This window comes from Rhizobium sp. BK316 (genome assembly GCF_014193695.1).
Classification (GTDB): Bacteria; Pseudomonadota; Alphaproteobacteria; order Rhizobiales; family Rhizobiaceae; genus Rhizobium.
The window spans coordinates 259,635-280,560 of sequence record NZ_JACHZR010000006.1 but is presented as its reverse complement, the minus strand read 5'-3'; the positions used below and the strand labels follow the sequence as shown (position 1 = coordinate 280,560).

21 protein-coding genes are annotated in these 20,926 nt (G+C 61.0%); 9 read left to right on the top strand and 12 right to left on the bottom strand.

All coding sequences use genetic code 11. The features are described 5' to 3' along the window. Positions 1–6: 6 nt before the first annotated feature. From FHT87_RS26715 to radA, 4 genes are all read right to left on the bottom strand, one after another. Entirely contained in the window at positions 7–747 is a 741-nt protein-coding gene (locus FHT87_RS26715) for an SDR family NAD(P)-dependent oxidoreductase (RefSeq protein ID WP_183730684.1), read from the bottom strand. 79 nt (positions 748–826) lie between these two features. Further along, complete coding sequence (gene purF / locus FHT87_RS26710) at positions 827–2,317, bottom strand: amidophosphoribosyltransferase (protein WP_183730681.1); 1,491 nt, start codon at positions 2,315–2,317, stop codon at positions 827–829. 231 nt (positions 2,318–2,548) lie between these two features. Then, the gene (locus FHT87_RS26705) at positions 2,549–3,169 is read right to left on the bottom strand and encodes a CvpA family protein (protein ID WP_183730679.1); all 621 of its coding nucleotides are present in this window, start codon (positions 3,167–3,169) and stop codon (positions 2,549–2,551) included. A gap of 89 nt (positions 3,170–3,258) precedes the next feature. Continuing rightward, positions 3,259–4,659: a DNA repair protein RadA gene (gene radA, locus FHT87_RS26700; RefSeq protein WP_183730676.1), complete on the bottom strand. Its 1,401-nt coding sequence runs from the start codon at positions 4,657–4,659 to the stop codon at positions 3,259–3,261. A 144-nt stretch (positions 4,660–4,803) separates the two neighbouring features. Between radA and FHT87_RS26695 the strand changes: the two genes are divergently transcribed. Then, the gene (locus FHT87_RS26695; RefSeq protein WP_183730673.1) at positions 4,804–5,439 is read left to right on the top strand and encodes a LysE family translocator; all 636 of its coding nucleotides are present in this window, start codon (positions 4,804–4,806) and stop codon (positions 5,437–5,439) included. A 1-nt stretch (position 5,440) separates the two neighbouring features. On the opposite strand, the gene alr is transcribed toward FHT87_RS26695, so the two are convergent. Further along, positions 5,441–6,607: an alanine racemase gene (gene alr / locus FHT87_RS26690; protein ID WP_183805786.1), complete on the bottom strand. Its 1,167-nt coding sequence runs from the start codon at positions 6,605–6,607 to the stop codon at positions 5,441–5,443. A 187-nt stretch (positions 6,608–6,794) separates the two neighbouring features. On the opposite strand from alr, the gene FHT87_RS26685 reads away from it, so the two are divergent. From FHT87_RS26685 to FHT87_RS26675, 3 genes are all read left to right on the top strand, one after another. Next, entirely contained in the window at positions 6,795–7,616 is an 822-nt protein-coding gene (locus FHT87_RS26685; protein WP_183731024.1) for an AraC family transcriptional regulator, read from the top strand. A gap of 68 nt (positions 7,617–7,684) precedes the next feature. Then, positions 7,685–8,389 (top strand): AzlC family ABC transporter permease, encoded by a 705-nt coding sequence (locus tag FHT87_RS26680; protein WP_183730667.1) that lies wholly within the window; start codon positions 7,685–7,687, stop codon positions 8,387–8,389. Continuing rightward, the gene (locus tag FHT87_RS26675; RefSeq protein WP_183730664.1) at positions 8,386–8,688 is read left to right on the top strand and encodes an AzlD domain-containing protein; all 303 of its coding nucleotides are present in this window, start codon (positions 8,386–8,388) and stop codon (positions 8,686–8,688) included. Before FHT87_RS26680 ends, FHT87_RS26675 begins: the two co-directional genes overlap by 4 nt. A 25-nt stretch (positions 8,689–8,713) precedes the next feature. Here the strand turns inward: FHT87_RS26675 and FHT87_RS26670 are convergent, their stop codons facing one another. The 7 genes from FHT87_RS26670 to FHT87_RS26640 form a co-directional block, all read right to left on the bottom strand. Further along, positions 8,714–10,210 (bottom strand): replicative DNA helicase, encoded by a 1,497-nt coding sequence (locus tag FHT87_RS26670; RefSeq protein ID WP_183731022.1) that lies wholly within the window; start codon positions 10,208–10,210, stop codon positions 8,714–8,716. Positions 10,211–10,574: 364 nt separating this feature from the next. Continuing rightward, complete coding sequence (gene rplI, locus FHT87_RS26665) at positions 10,575–11,153, bottom strand: 50S ribosomal protein L9 (RefSeq protein ID WP_183730661.1); 579 nt, start codon at positions 11,151–11,153, stop codon at positions 10,575–10,577. A 21-nt stretch (positions 11,154–11,174) separates the two neighbouring features. After that, on the bottom strand, positions 11,175–12,155 hold the full coding sequence (locus tag FHT87_RS26660) for a DUF2232 domain-containing protein (protein WP_183805784.1): 981 nt from the start codon (positions 12,153–12,155) through the stop codon (positions 11,175–11,177). Positions 12,156–12,299: 144 nt separating this feature from the next. Next, entirely contained in the window at positions 12,300–12,548 is a 249-nt protein-coding gene (rpsR, locus tag FHT87_RS26655; protein WP_007531286.1) for a 30S ribosomal protein S18, read from the bottom strand. 12 nt (positions 12,549–12,560) lie between these two features. Then, positions 12,561–13,019, bottom strand: coding sequence for a 30S ribosomal protein S6 (gene rpsF, locus FHT87_RS26650; protein ID WP_132651046.1), 459 nt, complete (start codon positions 13,017–13,019; stop codon positions 12,561–12,563). A gap of 271 nt (positions 13,020–13,290) precedes the next feature. Beyond that, the gene (locus tag FHT87_RS26645) at positions 13,291–14,511 is read right to left on the bottom strand and encodes a hypothetical protein (protein ID WP_183730656.1); all 1,221 of its coding nucleotides are present in this window, start codon (positions 14,509–14,511) and stop codon (positions 13,291–13,293) included. Positions 14,512–14,739: 228 nt separating this feature from the next. Then, a complete protein-coding gene (locus FHT87_RS26640) occupies positions 14,740–15,783 on the bottom strand; it encodes an aldo/keto reductase (RefSeq protein WP_183805782.1) in 1,044 nt (347 codons plus the stop codon). Between the two features lie 206 nt (positions 15,784–15,989). Here FHT87_RS26640 and fabD point away from each other — a divergent pair, with 206 nt between their 5' ends. The 5 genes from fabD (at position 15,990) to mltG (ending at position 20,919) form a co-directional block, all read left to right on the top strand. After that, the gene (gene fabD, locus FHT87_RS26635) at positions 15,990–16,934 is read left to right on the top strand and encodes an ACP S-malonyltransferase (RefSeq protein WP_183730650.1); all 945 of its coding nucleotides are present in this window, start codon (positions 15,990–15,992) and stop codon (positions 16,932–16,934) included. A 29-nt stretch (positions 16,935–16,963) separates the two neighbouring features. Beyond that, the gene (fabG, locus tag FHT87_RS26630; protein ID WP_183730647.1) at positions 16,964–17,701 is read left to right on the top strand and encodes a 3-oxoacyl-[acyl-carrier-protein] reductase; all 738 of its coding nucleotides are present in this window, start codon (positions 16,964–16,966) and stop codon (positions 17,699–17,701) included. Positions 17,702–17,987: 286 nt separating this feature from the next. Next, positions 17,988–18,224, top strand: coding sequence for an acyl carrier protein (locus FHT87_RS26625; RefSeq protein WP_003547058.1), 237 nt, complete (start codon positions 17,988–17,990; stop codon positions 18,222–18,224). 93 nt (positions 18,225–18,317) lie between these two features. Beyond that, entirely contained in the window at positions 18,318–19,580 is a 1,263-nt protein-coding gene (gene fabF / locus FHT87_RS26620; protein ID WP_183730644.1) for a beta-ketoacyl-ACP synthase II, read from the top strand. 118 nt (positions 19,581–19,698) lie between these two features. Then, positions 19,699–20,919 carry an endolytic transglycosylase MltG gene (gene mltG, locus FHT87_RS26615; RefSeq protein WP_183730641.1) on the top strand — a complete coding sequence of 407 codons (1,221 nt, stop codon included), beginning with the start codon at positions 19,699–19,701 and terminating at the stop codon, positions 20,917–20,919. Positions 20,920–20,926 lie beyond the last annotated feature (7 nt).

The following is a 20,926-nucleotide window of genomic DNA, read 5'->3' as shown; positions in this document are numbered from 1 at the left end:
GTTCGGCTATTCCGGCAGCCGATAATCCACCAGCTTGTTCTCGCGCACAATGAACAACTTGCCGGTCTCGGTCACGCCGGGGCCGACCAGCGGCAGGATCGCCCTCGCCACTTCAGACGGATGCGGCAGGCTCATCGGATCTTCGCCGGGAACCGCCTGCGCGCGCATGGCCGTGCGCGTTGCGCCCGGATCGACGCTGGTGATGCGCAGCAGCGTGGTCTGCGTTTCGCCGGCCCAGGTGCGCGCCAGCGCCTCGACGGCGGCCTTGGAGGCGGAATAGGCGCTCCAGAAGGGGCGGCACTTATGCGCCGCACCCGAGGACATGATGACGGCGCGGCCGGCATCCGAGCGGGCCAGCAGCGGATCGACCGAGCGGATCAGCCGCCATGTGGCATTGACATTGATGTTCATGACCTTCTCGAAGACCTTCGCTTCGATATGGCCGATCGGCGAGATGACGCCGAGCACACCGGCATTGGCAACGAGAATGTCGAGCTTGCCCCAGCGCTCGAAGATCGAGCCGCCGAGACGATCGATTGCCTCCATATCGGCGAGATCGAAGGGCACGAGGGTGGCGGAACCGCCGACAGCCTTGATGGCATCGTCGAGCTCTTCCAGTCCGCCGACGGTACGGGCGCAAGCAATCACATGCGCGCCGGCCTTGGCGAGTTCGAGGGCGGTGAAATAGCCGATCCCGCGCGATGCGCCTGTGACCAGCGCGATCCTGCCTTCAAGATTGATGTTCATCTGCCCCGGCTCCGGATGTGCTTGAAAAGATAAGGGGCGCAATAAGCGCCCCAGATAGGAAAGTCAAAGCGGAAGCGGCTCAGCCGTTGCTGGCAAGCATGGAAATCTTGTTACCCATGGACTCGCCGTTCTTGTCAAGCAGGCGGGTCGGATAATCACCGGTAAAGTAATGGTCGGTGAACTGCGGGCGGGCCGGGTTGCGATCCTCGCCGCCGACGGCGCGATAAAGGCCGTTGATCGACAGGAAGGCCAGCGAATCCGCGCCGATATATTTGGCCATGGCTTCGACATCGGCATACTGGTTGGCGAGCAGCTTGTCGGCGTCGGGCGTATCGATGCCGTAGAAATCCGGGAAGAAGATCATCGGGCTCGCGACGCGGATATGCACTTCCTTGGCGCCCGCCTCGCGGATCATCTGCACGATCTTCAGCGAGGTCGTGCCGCGCACGATGGAATCGTCGACCAGCACCACGCGCTTGCCTTCGATCATCGCCCGGTTGGCGGAATGTTTCAGCTTCACGCCGAAGGCGCGAATCTGCTGCGTCGGCTCGATGAAGGTGCGGCCGACATAGTGGTTGCGAATGATGCCATATTCGAAGGGAATGCCGCTTGCCTGCGCATAGCCGAGCGCAGCCGGCGTGCCGCCATCGGGAACCGGCACGATCACGTCGGCATCGACAGGCGATTCCTTGGCGAGGTTCATGCCCATGTTTTTGCGCGTCGTATAGACGTTGCGGCCGCCAACGACCGAGTCCGGACGGGCGAAATAGACATATTCGAACAGGCAGAGGCGCTCCGGCTGCTGCTTGCTCGGCTTGCGCGCATCAATGCTGATCGAGCCGTCAGGCTGGATTTCGCAGATGACGACTTCGCCATTTTCCACGTCGCGGATGAACTTCGCGCCGATGATGTCGAGCGCGCAGGTTTCCGAGCAGAAGATCGGCTTGCCGTCCAGTTCGCCCATCACGAGCGGGCGGATGCCGGTGGGATCGCGCGCCGCGATAAGCTTCGTGCGCGTCATGGCGAGCATCGAATAGCCGCCTTCCATCTGGCGGATGGCATCGATGAAGCGATCGGCTGTGGACGTGTGGCGGGAGCGGGCGATGAGGTGGAGAACGACTTCGGTATCCGAGGTCGACTGACAGATGGCACCGGTGGCAATGATCTGGCGGCGCAGCGTCAGGCCATTGGTGAAGTTGCCGTTATGGGCAATGGCGATGCCGCCTTCTTCCAGTTCGGCGAAGAGCGGCTGAACGTTGCGCATCGCCACTTCGCCGGTCGTGGAGTAGCGCGTATGGCCCATCGATATGCTGCCGGGCAGGCGGGCGAGCGTCATCGGATTGGTATAGTGGTCGCCGACGAGGCCCATATGGCGTTCCTGATGGAAGCGCTTGCCGTCGAAGGAGACGATACCGGCCGCTTCCTGCCCGCGATGCTGCAGGGCGTGCAGGCCGAGCGCCGTCAGCGCCGCGGCATCGTCATGTCCCAGAATTCCGAAAACGCCGCATTCTTCATGCAGCGTATCTCCGTCGAGCGGATCGTCAGTCGGGAAGGAATGGGACTGGTTCATTTCTGCGGGCCTCTGCTCTCACAAGAATGGATCGGCATTTCCAATTGCATGATACCGGAAATCTCTAAGCTTTCCGATAGCCTCACGCTCAACGACACCTGTCTCAAAGTCGGTTCGCCGGCTCTGAAACGGTTGAGGCCCGGCAAAGCGAAATGCCCGGCCGGACCTTTGGTCTTACGCCCCGCTCAAATGGCAATTGCCAGGCTGCGGGTCAAGCTAGTGAACACTGCGTCAATTCGATGGCTGCTGTGCGCCATTGTTAGGCGCGGGTGCTGCGTCTTCCGCCGGAGCCTGATCGCTGGCCGGCGCATTGTCTTCCGTCGGCTTCGCGCCACCAAGCTTCTCGGTGATGCTCTTCTGGATCATCTGGGCGAATTCATCCGGCAGGACCGCCTGCAGGCGAACGACGAGAGAATCCAGGAACGGCTTCGATTTCGCGTTGTTGACCCAAGCCGGACGGTGATCGGCATCGACCAGCCAGTTCCAAAAGGCAACGGCCACGACAAGCAAAAGTATGCCGCGCGCCGCACCGAAGAGGAAGCCCAAAGTGCGGTCGAGCGCGCCGATACGGCTGTCGATGATGAAATCGGCGATCTTCATCGTGATGAAGGAGATGACGATCAGCGCGATCAGGAAGACGACGGCGGCAGAACCAACGATCGCGATGCGGTCATCGTCGGTATATTTCTTCGCATAAGGCACGAGGTAGGGGTAGAGATAGTATGCGGCGGCGGCTGAGCCGCCCCAGCTCGCGATCGAAAGGACTTCGCGCGAGAAGCCGCGGACCATTGCCAAAACGGCGGAGAAGAGCACGACGCCGATGACAATACCGTCGAAAATCGTAATGGGCATGTAAATTCCACTCCAGACTGCCGCCTTGCGGGCCGCGTCGCGCCTTGTTTGGCTGATCCTATAGCATCCCCGCTATCGGTGATGAAGGATCAAACGTCTTCTTCCACACGCTGCAACGCGCCCTTGGACCCGGCAATGCGCGCGACCAGATCCGGCAGGCTCTCGATCTCGCTCCAGCGGCCGCCGCCCTTCGGCAGTTCGGCGGAGCCGGACGGTAACAGAGCCGCCGAAAACCCCAGCTTTTCGGCTTCTTTAAGGCGCTGGGCTGTTTGCGCAACCGGCCGGACAGCGCCCGACAGACTGACTTCGCCGAAATAGACGCAATCGGCCGGAAGGGCAATACCGGCAAGCGAGGAAACCAGGGCCGAGGCAACGGCAAGATCGGCCGCCGGTTCCGAGATGCGGAAGCCGCCGGCAATGTTGAGATAGACGTCGTGCTGGCCGAGCCGCACGCCGCAATGGGCCTCCAGAACTGCAAGGATCATCGACAGGCGCGCGGAGTCCCAGCCGACGACGGCGCGCCGCGGCGTACCGAGCGAGGTTGGCGCCACTAGCGCCTGCACTTCGACGAGAACAGGCCGCGTGCCTTCCATGCCGGCAAAGACGGCCGCACCCGGCGATTTCTCGTTGCGCTCGCCAAGGAAGAGTTCCGAGGGGTTGGCGACTTCGCGCAGGCCCTTGTCCGACATTTCGAAGACGCCGATTTCGTCGGTCGGCCCGAAGCGGTTTTTTACGGTGCGCAGGATGCGGTAGTGGTGACCGCGGTCGCCTTCGAAATATAGCACGGCATCGACCATGTGCTCGACGACGCGAGGGCCGGCGATCTGTCCGTCCTTGGTCACATGGCCGACGAGCACCATGGCCGCACCCGTCTGCTTGGCAAAACGGATCATCGACTGCACGCCGGTGCGCACCTGCGTCACCGTGCCCGGCGCGGATTCGGCAAGCTCGCTCCAGAGCGTCTGGATGGAATCGATGATGACGAGGTCGGGGCGTTTGCCGTCCGCGAGCGTCGCGAGAATGTCCTCGACATTGGTTTCCGCTGCCAGCAGCACGTCGGTATCGGCGGCCGCCAGCCGCTGGGCGCGCAACCGCACCTGCGCCACCGCCTCTTCGCCCGAAACATAGATAATCCGGTGTCCGCGCCGCGAGAGTGCAGCCGCCCCCTGCATGAGCAGCGTCGACTTGCCGATGCCGGGATCGCCGCCGACGAGCACGGCAGAACCGCGCACGAAGCCGCCGCCGGTCACCCGGTCGAGTTCGGAAATGCCGGTATGGATACGCGGCGCTTCCTCGATCTCGCCTGACAGAGCCGTCAATGCGACCGGACGGCCCTTCTTCGGCGTCTTCGCCGGGCCGCCGCCGATGCCGCCCATCGGATCTTCCTCGACGATGGTGTTCCACTCGCCGCAATTGTCGCATTTGCCGGCCCAGCGGTTATGCACCGCGCCGCAGCTCTGGCAGATGAATCGTGTTTTGGCCTTGGCCATCAATGACTGCTTTCGGGTAGAGGGCGTGGCTGACGCCCGAATCGGAGTTTTGCCCTAGATAATGGCTTCCGGCATCGATCAAAACTAATGATTTTCCCATCAAGGCTCTGGCTGGCAGCATCGGCGCCTGTCAAAGGATGCCTCATGCTCGATTATTCGCTCGCCCACTGGATCGGTTTCTTCACCGCGGCGGTTCTCCTGAACCTCTCGCCCGGTCCCGACATGGCCTTCATTCTCGGCCACACGATCAAGAGCGGTACACGCGCCGGCTTCTCGGCGGTGTTCGGTATCTGGACGGGCGCCTGCATCCATGTGCTTCTCGCCGCCTTCGGCCTGTCGGCGATCCTCGCCGCCTCGGCCATCGCCTTTTCAGCCGTCAAATGGGTCGGCGCGGTCTATCTCGTCTGGCTCGGCATCCAGGCGCTGCGTTCAAAAGGCGAGGGCGGTTTCGTCAAGGCGGCCGGCGAGACGCTCGGCTGGCGGCGCATCTATCGGCAGGGCGTGCTGGTCTCGCTGCTCAATCCGAAAGTGGCGATCTTCTTCCTCGCCTTCCTGCCGCAATTCGTCGTCGAGGGCGCAGGTCCGACGTGGCTGCAGCTTACCGTCCATGGCGGCCTCATCATCGTCGTCGCCGTCTTCATCGAGCCGCCGCTGATCCTTGCGGGAGGGCGGCTCGCGGGTCTCTTCAAGAGCAACGCGAAGATCGGCCTGTGGCTAGACCGCGGCCTCGGCGCGCTCTTCGTGGCGCTCGGCGTTCGCCTCGCGCTAACGAGCCGCTGAGCTATTCCTCGTCCATCTCGTATTTGCGTTCATGGCGTAGGCCGATGCTCGTCAGCATCTCGTAGCCGATCGTGCCCGCAGCCTTTGCCGCATCGTCGACGAGAATGTTCTTGCCGAAGAGTTCGATATAGTCGCCGGCGCGCACGGCGCCGTCAGGCAGGTCGGTCACGTCGAAGATCGTCTGATCCATGGTGATGCGCCCTGCGACCGGCACCTTCTGGCCGGCGACAAAACCCTGTCCACCTTGCGGCACGGCCTGGCGCAACGGCACGCCGCCGCTCGACTGGCTGCGCATATAGCCATCGGCATAACCGGCCGCGACAATCGCCAGCCGGCTGTCGCGCGTCAGCTGCAGTGCTCGCCCGTAGCTGACGGTTTCACCGGCCCTGACCGTGCGGATCTGGATGATGCGGGCTTCGGCCGTCGCCACCGGTCGCATCGGGTTCGCCATCCCATTGACGGCCTGCCCGCCATAGAGCGCGATGCCCGGCCGGGTGAGATCGAAGTGATAGTCATCCCCGAGGAAGATGCCGCCTGACGCAGCAAGGCTTGAATCGATACCTTCATAGGCAGCGCTAACCATGCGGAATGATTCAAGCTGCTGCCTGTTCATGTCTGAGGATTGATCGTCGCCGCAGGCGAGATGGCTCATGACGAGCACGGGCGCAAAACTCGCCGGCCGCGACACGTCGTTGGCGAGCGCGATGGCTTCATCAACCGTCAGACCGAGCCGGTTGAAGCCGGTATCGACATGCAGCGCGTAAGGATAATCGCCATATTCCGCCAGCACCGCCATCCAGAAGGCAAGCTGTTCTTCCGAAGAGATGATCGGCACCAGATCGTTTTCGAAGAAGCGCCTCTCGGTGCCGGGCCAGATGCCGGCCAGCACGAAGATGCGCGCCTCAGGCGCAAACATGCGCAGCGTCACGCCCTCATCGACGGTTGCCACGAAGAAATCCCGCGCCCCGGCAAGGTAGAGCGCTTCGCCGGCATCCTCGATCCCCATCCCATAGGCATCCGCCTTGACGACGGCCGCCGTGCGCGCCTTTCCGGAGCGGCGAGCCATATCCCGCCAATTGTCGGTCAGCGCCGTCAGGTCGACGGTCAGCCGTAGGCCGGCGGAGGCGAAAAGGTCGTCGTCTTCGAAGGGGATAGAGAAATCTGTCATGATCGCCGCGATGAAAGGGAAAGGAATTGTTCAAAATACTTTAGAGAGCATTGTGGCAAAGAGAAAGCATGAGCGGCGACATGCCAGCCTTTCCCCACATGCGATCACTTTTGTTCAAGACGTGTATGAGCCGGCGCGTTAATCTGATGAGATGCAGAACGTTTCGCAGAAAGAGGCGGCAGACGCCATGCCGCTCGCCAAGGTGGAATCGGCCCGCTTCTGGCGGGACAGCCGCTTCCGCGATATGGAGTGCCTGAGCGCCAGCTTCCTGACGCATGAATATGCGCCGCATGCGCATGACACGTTCAGCATCGGCGCGATCGAAAGCGGCAGCCAGATCGCCACGCTCCGCGGCAGGCGGGAAGAAACCGGACCCGGCGACCTCTATCTGATCGATCCCGGCGTTGTCCACGATGGCGCTCCCGGCGGCGAGGGTTACCGCTACCGGATGATCTATCCGGATACGAAACTCTTCATCGATATTCTGGAGGATGTCACCGGCAAGGCCTTCAATGCGACGCCCTCCTTTGCCGGCGGGCTGCCTCGCGATCCGCAGCTTGCCAAGGCCTTCCATGCCGCCCACCGCACGCTCGAAAGCGGGGCCGGCGCACTGGAATCCGACGAAAGCATGTTTTCGGTGCTGGCAGCGATCTTCGCCCGTTACGGCAGCACCATCGTCGTACCAGTCGATACGAAGGAGCGCAGCGCCGTTGCCCGCGCTCGCGATTATCTCATCGAGAATTTCGACAGCGATGTGAACCTCGAGGAACTGGCCGGCGTGGCGGGGCTAAGCCGCGCGCACCTGATCCGCGCCTTTCGCAGAGAATATCACATTACCCCACACGCCTTCCTGACGGACCGGCGCGTTCTTGTCGCCCGCCAGCTGCTGCGGGAGGGCCGCATGTCGGCCGATGTCGCCGCAGAATGCGGTTTCGCCGACCAGGCGCATTTCACCCGCCACTTCAAATCGCGAACCGGCGTCACGCCCGGCCAGTTCCGCGCCGGGTAATCACTTTCGTTCAATACAGCCCTTGTCAGGCCCGGCTATGTCTCCGCCGTCTTGATAAGGAGCTTGCCATGTTGCAGCAAAGCCGGCCGGCCGGCGAATTTATAGCCGGAATGCGTACCATTTTCCCGCTGATCGTCGCCGTCTTGCCGATCGGCCTCGTCTTCGGTGCGGTCGCGGCGACCAAAGGACTTTCCCCACTGGAAACGACATTGATGAGCGCGTTCGTCTTCGCCGGCGGCTCGCAATTCGTGGCGATGGATATCTGGACCCATCCGGCGAGCTGGATCGGCGTCGGCTTCGCGGCACTGCTCGTCAATATCCGTCACGTGCTCATGAGCGCCTCTATCGGCACGAAGATGCAGTCCTTCTCCAGCGTCAAACGCTATATCGCCATGCTCTTCCTGGCTGATGAGCTCTGGGCCATGGCGGAATTCCGCGCCGGCAGCACACGGCTCACACCCGCCTGGTATGCCGGCATCGTCATGCCTTTCTACCTGACCTGGGTCGGCTCGTCGCTGGCGGGCGCTCTGCTCGGTGCCTTCCTCGGCGATCCCGCTGTTATCGGTCTCGACTTTGCCTTTCCGGCAGTCTTCGTCGTGCTGGTCATGGGCTTCTGGAAGGGGCCGGAAACCGGTGCCGTGCTCGCCGCAAGCGCAGTCGCATCCGTGGCCGTCCACCATTTCGTGCCAGGGGTCTGGTATATCGCGGCCGGTGCATTGGCCGGGCTCGTGACCGCTCTCTGGCAGGGCAGGGCGAAGGAGCAGGCGGTATGACGCTCGATCTGAACACTCTGCTTGCCATCCTTGCGATGGCCGCCGCAACGATCCTTACCCGCGTCAGTGGCCTTGTGCTGATCCGCTACGTGGAGATCGATGAGAACAGGAGAATGGCAATCGAAGCCATCCCGCCGGCTGTGTTGATGGCCGTGATCGCCCCGACTGCCTTTGCGACCGGCTGGGCTGAGACATTGGCTTGCGCGGTAACGGCGATTGCCGCCAGCCGCCTGCCAATGCTGGCAAGCGTCGTCCTCGGCGTCGCGACGGTAGCCTTGCTGCGGGCGGCGGGGTTTTGAAAGAAATTGACGCGGTAAACCCGCGTCAATGCTCCTCATACTGCGTGAAGGACGGATCGGCGAGATCGGCAAAGCGCGTGAATTCCGACTGGAAGGCGAGCTTCACCGTGCCGGTCGGTCCGTGACGCTGCTTGGCGATGATGACGTCGGCCGTGCCCTTCACCTTGTCGAAAAGCGCTTCCCATTCCGGATATTTCGGATCGTGGATATCGCGCGGTTCCATATTCTTGACGTAATATTCCTCGCGGAACACGAAGAGCACGACGTCGGCGTCCTGCTCGATCGAGCCGGATTCGCGAAGGTCGGAAAGCTGCGGGCGCTTGTCCTCGCGGCTTTCGACGGCGCGCGAGAGCTGGGAGAGCGCGATGATCGGCACGTTCAGTTCCTTGCCGAGCGCCTTGAGGCCGGTGGTGATCTGGGTGATTTCCTGAACGCGGTTTTCGTTGGATTTGCCGGAGCCTGTCATCAGCTGCACGTAGTCGACGACGAGCACGTCGAGCCCGCGCTGGCGCTTGAGACGACGCGCGCGCGCTGAAAGCTGGGCGATCGAGATACCACCGGTCTGGTCGATATAAAGCGGCACTTTCTGCATCATCATCGAGCAGGCGACGAGCTTTTCGAAATCGGCATCGTTGATATCGCCGCGGCGGATCTTCGAGGAAGAGACTTCCGTCTGCTCGGAGATGATACGCGTGGCGAGCTGTTCGGACGACATTTCGAGCGAATAGAAGCCGACGACGCCGCCGTTCTTCGCCTTCATGCTGCCGTCGGACTGCACTTCGCCTTCGTAGGCGGCGGCAATGTTATAGGCGATGTTGGTCGCAAGCGAGGTCTTGCCCATACCCGGGCGACCGGCGAGAACGATCAAGTCCGAACGCTGCAGCCCGCCCATCTTGGAATCGAGCGAATGGATGCCGGTGGAAATGCCCGAGAGGCCGCCGTCGCGTTCCTTGGCAACGGCCGCCATGTCGATGGCAAGCGCCACCGCATCGTTGAAAGCCTGGAAGCCGCCATCGTAGCGGCCGTTTTCGGCAAGCTCGAAAAGCCGGCGCTCGGTATCTTCGATCTGCGCCTGCGGCGGCATGTCGAGCGGCGCGTCATAGGCGATATTGACGACATCCTCGCCGATGGTGATCAGCGCGCGGCGGATCGCCAGATCGTAGATCGCCCTTCCATAGTCCTCGGCATTGATGATCGTCACCGCGCCGGTGACGAGGCTGGCGAGATATTGCGAAACGGTGATGTCGCCGACTTTTTCGTCGGCCGGGAGGAAGGTCTTGACCGTGACCGGGTTGGCGATCTTGCCCATGCGAATGATGTCGCCGGCGACCTCGAAGATCTTCCGGTGCAGTGGCTCGTAAAGATGTGTGGGCTTGAGGAAGTCCGACACCCGGTAATAGGCATCGTTGTTCATCAGGATGGCGCCGAGCAGCGCCTGTTCGGCCTCGATGTTGTTCGGCGCTTCGCGATAGTGCTGCTCTGCAGGAGCAACGGCGGCAATCTTTCGTGCAGCTTCGTTCATCGTCATCCGTACTGTCTTTTATCCAAAACCCGGATTTGCAGGGCGGGCCGCATAAAATCAAGTGTCGCGCAGCAACAGCTTTCAGGCGATGGTCAAATCGGCAGCGCTTTGCACATTCTTCGACTTCTCCACAGTCGGTGGATCCGCTGAGGAGAAATATCCTGACTGTCGCTTGCGGGACACGCCGCCCGCGGCGACTCACTTTGTCATTCCAGCATGTGGTCAGTGTAGCGCCCTTGATTCGATGGCGCAGCAAAAAAGCCCGTCATTCCCCAAGCTTAGCAGGCCCCATGTCCAGCAGACGTTCCGACCAACAAAAAAGCCCGGCGTGAGCCGGGCTTTCCGTTCCGTCTGAAGACGGGAATTATGCTTCGTCTTCGGCAACGCCGTCGGCTTCCGGATCGAAGAAATCTTCCGGACGCAGGGCATCTTCGTCAACGCCGTAGATGGCGTCGACCGAGGTGAGCTCTTCGCCCTTGGACTGACGCTCGGCTTCTTCGGTGGAGCGGGCAACGTTCAGCTCGATGTTGATTTCAACTTCGGCATGGAGCTGCAGTTCGACCTTGTGCAGGCCGATCGCCTTGATCGGCGTGTTGAGGTGAACCTGGTTGCGGGCAATGTTGAAGCCTTCTGCGGCCAGAACGTCGACGACGTCACGGGCAGCGACGGAGCCGTAGAGCTGGCCGGTTTCGCCGGCAGAGCGGACGACGATGAAGGACTTGCCGTCGAGAACGTCGGCGACCTTCTGGGCTTCGGACTTGCGCTCGAGGTTACGGGCTTCGAGCGTTGCGCGCTCGGATTCGAAGCGGGCCTTGTTGGCAGCGTTGGCGCGCAGTGCCTTGCCAAGCGGCAGGAGGTAGTTGCGTGCGAAGCCGTCGCGAACCTTTACGGTTTCGCCCATTTGGCCGAGCTTGGAGATGCGTTCGAGAAGAATGACGTCCATGGTGTTTTTCCTTTCTTGTTCTCAGATTTCGGTATCGCTTTGTTTGGGGGCATCAGCATCCTTGGTCGGGGTCAGGGCGATCGCCTTGCGGGTATCGGCGAGACCAAGCACGAGGATGAAAAGCGCTGGCAGCATCATCGTGCATGCCAGGTAGCTGATGATGAGGGCCGGCAGGCGCCAGTCCTTGCCGCGGGTGCGGAAATGCAGCGCGGCGAAGCCGGACATCAGGAAGCCGGCGCCGAAGGCTCCGACAACCGTGGCGCCGATCATCGCCGGAACGCCGCCCATGAACGTGGCGGCAAGGCCGGCGAGGAAGATGAAGATCGAATTGCGGTTCATGCGCAGCGAGGAGGGAATGTCTTCGCGCGGACGCAGGCCCTTGCCGGAAGCATTCACGATGCGGGTCGCGATGTAATAGGCGGCAAACAGCATCATCACCCAGATGCCGCCCTGCAGCGCCGGCAGCATGAGCACGACGAGCGACTTCGTCTGCGCGGTCGCGGCCGGATCGGGAATGAATGTCGGCTGCTGTTCCTGCAGCGACGCCATCAGCACATCGACCATCTGGTCGGTAATCTCAGGCCCGTAACCGATCATGATGCCGGTGACGATGACGGCGAAGGTGACGAGACCGCACAGATGCAGCAGGATATCGGACAGCGGATACCAGGCGAGCAGATGGTCGGGGCCGCCGAGTTCGGAAGCCGGGCGCGCGAGGTTCGCAAGGTGGCTCAGCCAACCAGCGGGCAGCAGCGTCACCAGCGTCATGACGAGCGCGAAGGACGGGGAAATGGCGATGGCGCCGAGCACCGCGGCGGTGACGACGGCCGAAATGGCGGCTGCATTGCCCCAGCCGAGGCCGACGAGCAGGATCGGAAGCGCGGAAGCGGCATAGAGCACGGCGCTGAACGACGGCTGCATGCTCGCGCCAAGCACCAGCAAGGCGGCGGTCAATCCGGCGAGTGCGCCGGTCGCAAGCGTTTTCAGGTTCGGTCGTGTCACTTCGCTGTCCTGCTTCATCAAGCAGTTAGAGGATTTCCCTGATCAAATTCGGGAGATGCCTCAACATGGGTTTTCAGGTTCCGATCCGCGCCCATCGCGGAAGGGAGGAAGCCCCGGATCGAAATCCGGGGCTCCAATAGTCAATTAGGCGACGACGTACGGCAGCAGGCCAAGGAAGCGGGCGCGCTTGATCGCCTGGGCGAGTTCGCGCTGCTTCTTCTGGGAAACGGCCGTAATGCGGGACGGAACGATCTTGCCGCGCTCGGAAATGTAGCGCTGCAGGAGACGGACATCCTTGTAGTCGATGCGCGGAGCGTTTGCGCCGGAGAACGGGCAGGTCTTGCGACGACGATGGAACGGACGACGGACCGGAGCGGAGGAAGATTCAGACATTCTTATTTCTCCTTATGCACGGTCTTCGCGGGGAGCGCGATCCGGACGCGGGGCGCGCTGGAAATCGCCGTCACGGCGCGGCGGACGGTCGCCGAATTCGCGGCGCGGGCCACGATCGCCGCCTTCACGCGGGCCGCGGTCGTCACGGTCGCGCTTCTGCATCATGGCAGACGGGCCGTCTTCGTGCTTTTCAACAGCGATGGTCATGTAGCGAAGAACATCTTCGCTGATGCGCATCTGGCGTTCCATTTCCTGGATCGCAGCTGCCGGTGCATCAATGTCCATCAGGGCGTAGTGAGCCTTGCGGTTCTTCTTGATGCGGTAGGTGAGGGACTTGAGGCCCCAGTTTTCGATGCGCCCGACCTTACCACCGTTAGCTTCGATCACGCCCTTGTACTGTTCTACGAGGGCATCGACCTGCTGCGTGGAAATATCCTGTCGGGCAAGGAATACATGTTCATAAAGAGCCATGACAGCTTTGCCTTTCTTGCGTTGATCAGAACCCGGCATTCGGCGGCTAAGCCTCAACGACTGCTCCTGAGAGGCGATAAGCGCCAAGCAAGAAAAGCGTTTCCGAGACGGTCGAGAGCGGAGACACGGGAGGCTGGAACGCTTCCGTTCCGAACGGCTCGCAAGAAGCAAACCGGCCCTCCGTTCAGCCACCAGCCAGAAGACCGGGTTAACGAACAGGCGCGCTTATACGGATTTTTGAGCGAAAGGCAAGGGAAGGAGGCAAGAAACCTTATTTTGTCACTTCGGGCCGGAGGAAAACGGTCTGCCCTGGCGGATTGTCGACGAAGAACTGGTCGTCGGCAATCAGTAGCGACTGTGTTCCGCTCTTATAGGCGAAATTCAAAGTCTCTGCCTCCGCCATGCGGCCGGTGAGGTTGATCGTGATCGTATCCGCGCTGTCGGCAAAACTGATCTGCAGCGTGTTGCCCTGCCGTTCTATGATTGCATCCGCCATGTCGCCCCGGTCGGTTCCATCAGAGCTGAAGCGCATGATCTCCAGGGGATTATTCGTCTCGATGATGTCGTGACCATCGCCCTCGGCAAAATGATAGGATGATTGCACGGTGGATGTGCTGTTGATGGCGACATAGTCGTCGCCCTTGCCGCCGGAAATATTGTACGCCGCTGCCGTCGCATTGACGGAGATGATGTCGTTGCCATCGCCGCCATCGATGCTGCTTGCATTGACGGCCGTCACGTCGATAACGTCATCTCCGCTGCCGCCATCCACGCTGAATACATTCCGCGAGCGGACGGTTATCGCGTCGTCGCCTTTGCCGCCGTCTACAGCAGACGCAAAGGCGGCCGAACTGATGTTGATGATATCATTGCCCTCGTCGCCGTAGGCACTCCTCACGCTGGTGGTGCTCTGAAGCAAAATCGTGTCGTCGCCTTTGCCTCCGTAGGTGGAGCCGATGCCCTGGACTAGATTTTCAATAGTTCCGAGCGGACCGCTGACGGGAGCGGTCGTTTCGATTGAAATATGATCGTCACCTCGGCCGGCATCAACCCAGCTGACATTTCCGCCACTGACGATAGAGATCGTGTCGTCGCCTGCGCCCGACTTGATGTGTTGTACGGAGGGATTGGAGGTCTGCTCCTGGTTTTTTCCCCCGGCGCGAATGTTGATGACATCGTCGCCGCCTCCGGTCGATAGCTTGCTGACCTCGTTGGCCGTGATATCGACGATGTCGTTTCCCGAGCCCGTCTTCACCGAGGCAGAGCCATCGGGAGAGTTGATCAGCACGCCGGCATTGCCCTTCGCATCCATGATGATCCGCATGATGCTGTCGATTGCGCCGCCATTGGCGCCGGCCGCTGTGACGGCGACCTGGGCGAAGACGCCGGGTTCGTGTTTGCTGCCGCCATTGTTGATCGACGCGCTCTGCAGCAATTGAAGCGCATACTCATCGCGGAAACGGGCATGAAATGTCGTCGAAATGCTGATCACTGCAAAGCTCCTCCCGTCTTCCTTGCCTTCTCATGAAGCCGAAGATCGATAGCCGCTATCATGGCGGGAAAAATCAATTGCTGAAACTGAGGGTATAGTGCCTTTGATTAGTTAAATGCCACTTAACGGCGAAGCGCGAAATACAACCACAAACGGTGGTCGCCGCCTGCCGAAAATGAAAAAGGGCGCGATTGCTCGCGCCCTCAAAATATCGGCATCCGGATGCCCTTAGAGCGGCATCGGATACTGCCGGTGAACCTTCTCGATTTCATCAAGCACATCGCTGCTGAGCTGCACGTTCGCTGAGCCGATATCCGTCTTCAACTGCGCCATCGCGGTCGCACCGATGATGACTGACGTCATGAAGTGGCGGGTCAGGCAGAAGGCAAGCGCCATCTGGGCGGGGTCGAGGCCGTGCCGTGCGGCGATGTCGAGATAGGCCTTCGTCGGCGCTTCCTGCAGCGGCTGCAGGCGGCCGCCGAGGTCGCCGTTGATCGAGGCGCGCGTGCCCTCGGGCTTCTCGCCGTTAATGTACTTGCCGCTTAAGATTCCGGCGGCAAGCGGCGAATAGGCCAGCAGCCCGACATCTTCATGGTGGGAGAGCTCCGCCATGTCGAGATCGAAATGGCGGTAGAGAAGATTGTATTCGTTCTGGACGCTGGCGACGCGCGGCAGGTTCATCTGCTCGGAAAGCGTCACATATTTCTGCGTGCCCCAGGTCGTCTCATTCGACAGGCCGAAGGCGCGGATCTTGCCCTCCTTTACCAGTTCGCCCACCGTCTCCAGAATGTCGGTCATGTTGGCGACGGCCTTGGCGCGATCCTGCTTGAAGGGATCATAGTGCCAGCTTTGGCGGAAATGGAAATGGCCGCGGTTCGGCCAATGGATCTGGTAGAGGTCGACATAATCGGTCTTCAGCCGCTTCAGGCTGGCCTCGAGCGCAATGCGGATATTCTTGGCATCGGCGCCTTCGCCGTTGCGGATATAGGAGCGGCCGGTGCCGGAAACCTTGGTAGCGAGGACGATATCCTTGCGCCTGCCGGTCTTTTCGAACCAGCTGCCGATGTACTCTTCCGTGCGGCCCTGCGTTTCGGCCGAAACCGGCGTGGTCGGGTAAAGCTCGGCAGTATCGAAGAAATTGATACCTTCCTGGACGGCGTAATCCATCTGCTCGTGGGCTTCCGCCTCGCTGTTCTGCGTGCCCCAGGTCATAGTGCCAAGGCAAATCTCGGAAACGGAAATATCTGTGCGGCCTAATTTATTGTATTTCATCGGGGACCTTGGACGTCAGCTAAGAAAGGAAGGGCTTGGGAAGAGCCGCGCAAATCTAGGCTGGATTTGCTGAAGCGCAAGAGAAAAAACCGGCCTTTCCCGCTGGGGCGAAAGGCTTTGGAGAGAATCCGCCGCCACTTGACTCTGAAAGAAAGAATGTCAATTGGAGGCGAAATGGCCCAATGGGCGCTATCGAGGGACTAAAGATGACCATTGCTTTCACTTTTCCCGGCCAGGGCAGCCAGGCCGTCGGCATGGGCAAGGATCTCGCCGAGAATTTTGCAGAAGCCCGCGCCGTTTTCGAAGAGGTCGATGAAGCGCTCGGTGAGAAGCTGTCCGATGTCATGTTCAACGGTCCCGAAGACAAGCTGACGCTGACGGCAAACGCCCAGCCGGCGCTGATGGCTGTTTCCATGGCCGTCATCCGTGTTCTCGAAGCCAAGGGGTTCGACCTGAAGGCGAAGGTTGCCTATGTCGCCGGCCATTCGCTCGGCGAATATTCCGCCCTCTGCGCTGCCGGCACCTTCTCGATTGCCGATACGGCGCGACTTTTGCGCATCCGCGGCAATGCCATGCAGGCAGCCGTGCCTGTCGGCGTCGGCGCCATGGCCGCCATCATTGGCCTGGAGCATGCCGACGTGCAGGCCGTCTGCGAGGAGGCTGCAGCGATCGGCTCCTGTCAGATCGCCAATGACAATGGCGGCGGCCAACTCGTTATATCAGGCGAGAAGTCGGCCGTCGAAAAGGCCGCCGGCCTTGCGACGGACAAGGGCGCCAAGCGTGCCATCCTGTTGCCGGTTTCCGCTCCCTTCCACTCCAAGTTGATGGCCCCGGCAGCGGATGCCATGCGCGAGGCACTCGCCGGCGTGAAGAAGGCCAACCCGGTCGTGCCTGTCATCGCCAATGTCCGCGCCGCGCCCGTCACTGATGCCGAGGAGATCGCCAATCTTCTCGTCGAGCAGGTTACCGGACAGGTCCGCTGGCGCGAGACGGTGGAATGGTTTGCCGCAAACGGCGTCACCACGCTTTATGAACTCGGCGCCGGCAAGGTGCTGACCGGCCTTGCACGCCGCATCGACAAGACTATCAATGGTATCTCGGTCAACGGCCCTGCCGATATCGACGCTGCCATTGCCGCTCTCACCGCCTGATTGCCCCATTTCATATAAGGAACGTTCCCATGTTCGATCTTTCCGGCCGCAAGGCTCTCGTCACCGGCGCATCGGGCGGCATCGGCGAGGAAATCGCCCGCCTTCTCCATAAGCAGGGCGCCATTGTCGGCCTGCACGGTACCCGCGTCGAAAAGCTGGAAGCCCTGGCAAACGAGCTCGGTGAGCGCGTCAAGATCTTCCCGGCGAACCTGTCGGATCGCGATGAGGTCAAGGCTCTCGGCCAGAAGGCGGAAGCCGATCTCGAAGGCGTCGATATTCTCGTCAACAATGCCGGCATCACCAAGGATGGTCTCTTCGTGCGCATGAGTGACGAGGATTGGGATGCCGTTCTCGAAGTGAACCTGACGGCGACCTTCCGCCTGACGCGCGAGCTTACGCACCCGATGATGCGCCGCCGCTATGGCCGCATCATCAACATCACCTCGATCGTCGGCGTCACCGGCAATCCGGGGCAGGCGAACTACTGCGCCTCCAAGGCAGGCATGATCGGCTTCTCGAAGTCTTTGGCGCAGGAAATCGCCACCCGCAACGTGACCGTCAACTGCGTTGCTCCAGGCTTCATCGAAAGCGCCATGACCGGCAAGCTGAACGACAAGCAGAAGGAAACGATCATGGGGGCGATCCCCATGAAGCGCATGGGCACCGGCGCCGAAGTGGCGTCTGCCGTCCTCTATCTCGCCTCTTCGGAAGCGGCCTATATGACGGGTCAGACCCTGCACGTAAACGGCGGCATGGCCATGATCTGAAACGATTAGCTGCCGCAGCCGCCGATTTCAGCCAATAGCGTGTTGAGCAATCACGAACGGTTGATTTTCTGGCTTTGCGGCAGACTTAAAGCATGTTAAGCGGGCCATGACTGTCAACAGTCGTCCCGAAAAAAGCAGACGGACCGGCGGGCTTTTCGCAAGCCTGGGACTTCTCTAAAGCCGGGTAAACGAGTTTGCCGAGGATGTCTGAACGCATCGCAGGCTGAAACAGGGTAGGGATGTCAGAAGGACATTCCGATCAGGACATAAGGTCGAGGAAACCGACATGAGCGATATCGCAGAACGCGTAAAGAAAATTGTTATTGATCATCTTGGCGTCGATGCCGACAAGGTCGTCGAGAGCGCCAGCTTTATCGACGATCTGGGCGCTGACTCGCTCGACACGGTCGAACTGGTCATGGCCTTCGAAGAAGAATTCGGCGTTGAAATTCCCGACGATGCCGCTGACTCGATCCTGACGGTCGGCGATGCCGTGAAATTTATTGAGAAGGCTCAGGCCTGATACTGTGCATTCGAGAAAGGGCGGGCCAAGAGTCCGCCCTTTTCTTTTGAGCATGTTTCTCCATAAAACATAACAGACGGGGGAAAGCAGTCGATGAGAAGGGTCGTCATAACAGGTACCGGCATGGTATCGCCCTTGGGATGCGGAACGGACGTTACCTGGTCCCGCCTGCTCGCGGGAGCAAACGGTGCCCGCCTCGTGACCGAATTCGAGGTCGAAGACCTTCCCGCCAAGATTGCCTGCCGCATTCCCGTCGGTGACGGTTCGGACGGTACCTTCAATGCCGACGACTGGATGGAGCCGAAAGAACAGCGCAAGGTAGACCCCTTCATCATTTACGGCATGGCTGCCGCCGACATGGCGCTCAAGGATGCCGACTGGCATCCCGAGACCGATGAGGACCAGATCGCCACAGGCGTGCTGATCGGCTCCGGCATCGGCGGCATCGAAGGCATTGTCGAAGCTGGCTATACGCTGCGCGACAAAGGCCCGCGCCGCATCTCCCCCTTCTTCATTCCCGGCCGTCTGATCAACCTCGTCTCCGGCCAGGTTTCCATTCGTCACAAGCTGCGCGGCCCGAACCATTCGGTCGTCACCGCCTGCTCCACCGGCGCGCATGCCATCGGCGATGCCGCCCGTCTTATCGCGCTCGGCGATGCCGATGTGATGGTTGCCGGCGGCACGGAATCCCCGGTCAGCCGCATCTCGCTCGCCGGTTTTGCAGCCTGCAAGGCGCTCTCGACGCAGCACAATGACGACCCGCAGAAGGCTTCACGTCCCTACGATAAGGACCGTGACGGTTTCGTCATGGGCGAGGGCGCCGGTATCGTGGTTCTCGAAGAGCTGGACCATGCGATTGCGCGCGGCGCCAAGATCTATGCCGAAGTGGTCGGCTATGGCCTTTCCGGCGATGCCTTCCACATCACTGCGCCGTCGGAAGACGGCGAAGGCGCGTTCCGCTGCATGACCATGGCGCTGAAGCGCGCCGGCCTGACGCCTGCCGATATCGACTATATCAATGCCCACGGTACCTCGACTATGGCTGATACGATCGAACTCGGCGCCGTCGAGCGCCTCGTCGGCAATGCGGCATCGAAGATCTCCATGTCATCGACCAAATCCGCGACCGGCCATCTGCTGGGTGCCGCCGGCGCCATCGAGGCGATCTTCACGACCCTCGCAATTCGGGATAACATCGCCCCTCCGACGCTCAATCTCGACAATCCTGAGCGAGAAACCGCGATCGATCTTGTTCCGCACAAGGCTCGTGAGCGAGAAATCAATGTGGCGCTATCCAACTCGTTCGGATTCGGCGGCACGAATGCATCGCTCGTGCTGCGCCGCTACGTCGCGTAACAGGCGGTTCACGAGCACGGGCGAACGTCAAACGGCGTCATGAAGCGCGGCAGAACCTGTTTTTGCCGCATTACTTCGCGAAATAGCGAAGCGGGGGCCAAGTTTTAGAGGATTGCCGGTGAGCGATACGACCAACCAGAGCAGCGAGAACGGCCAGCCGGCGCAGAAGGGACCGATCATCCCGAAGTCGCCGAGCGAAGCCCTGCGCCCGGAACGCGTTCCCGAGCCTCCGAAGCGCTCCAGGAATGCCCGCAGCCAGGTCATCCTCTTCTTGAATTTCGTAATGACCATGGCGGTGGTCGTCTGCATCGCCGGTCTCATCGGCTTCTATTACGCCATCACCGCTTATCAGAGCCCCGGTCCGCTGCAGACGAACACCAACTTCATCATCCGCAATGGCGCAGGCCTTTCGGAAATCGCTTCGAATCTCGAGCGCAATCTCATCATCTCTGATGCCCGCGTCTTTCGTTATCTGACGGCGACTCATCTCAACGCCGGCGAAAGCCTCAAGGCCGGTGAATACGAGATCAAGGCGCATGCGTCCATGAACGAGATCATGGAGCTCCTGAAATCCGGCAAGTCGATCCTCTATTCCGTCTCCTTTCCCGAGGGGCTGACGGTGCGGCAGATGTTCGATCGCATGCTGGACGATCCGGTTCTCGAAGGCGACCTGCCGGCGGCCCTTCCTTCGGAAGGCAGCCTGCGGCCCGATACTTACAAGTTCTCGCGCGGCACCAAGCGGTCCGAGATCATCGACCAGATGGCTGCCGCCCAGCAGAAGCTGGTCGACCAGATCTGGGAACGGCGCGATCCTTCGCTGCCTTTGAAGAGCAAGCAAGAATTCGTAACGCTCGCCTCGATCGTCGAAAAGGAAACCGGCGTGCCGGATGAGCGCGCTCATGTCGCCTCCGTCTTCCTGAACCGTCTCGGCAAGGGTATGCGTCTGCAGTCTGATCCGACCATCATCTATGGTCTCTTCGGTGGCGGGGGCAAACCCTCCGACCGGCCAATCTACCAGTCGGATCTGAAGAAAGAGACGCCGTACAACACCTACGTCATCAAGGGCCTGCCGCCGACACCGATCGCCAATCCCGGCAAGGACGCGCTGGAAGCCGTCGCCAATCCCTGGAAGACGCAGGATCTCTATTTCGTCGCTGACGGAACCGGCGGCCATGTCTTCGCGGCGACGCTCGAAGACCACAATGCCAACGTCAAGCGCTGGCGCAAGCTGGAAGCCGACAAGGGCGCCGATCCCGAAATTGTCGTCGACGGACAGCCGGAAGACCAGCCTGCGGACAACACATCCGCGGTTCCGTCGAAGAAAAAGAAGATCAACTGATATCCGG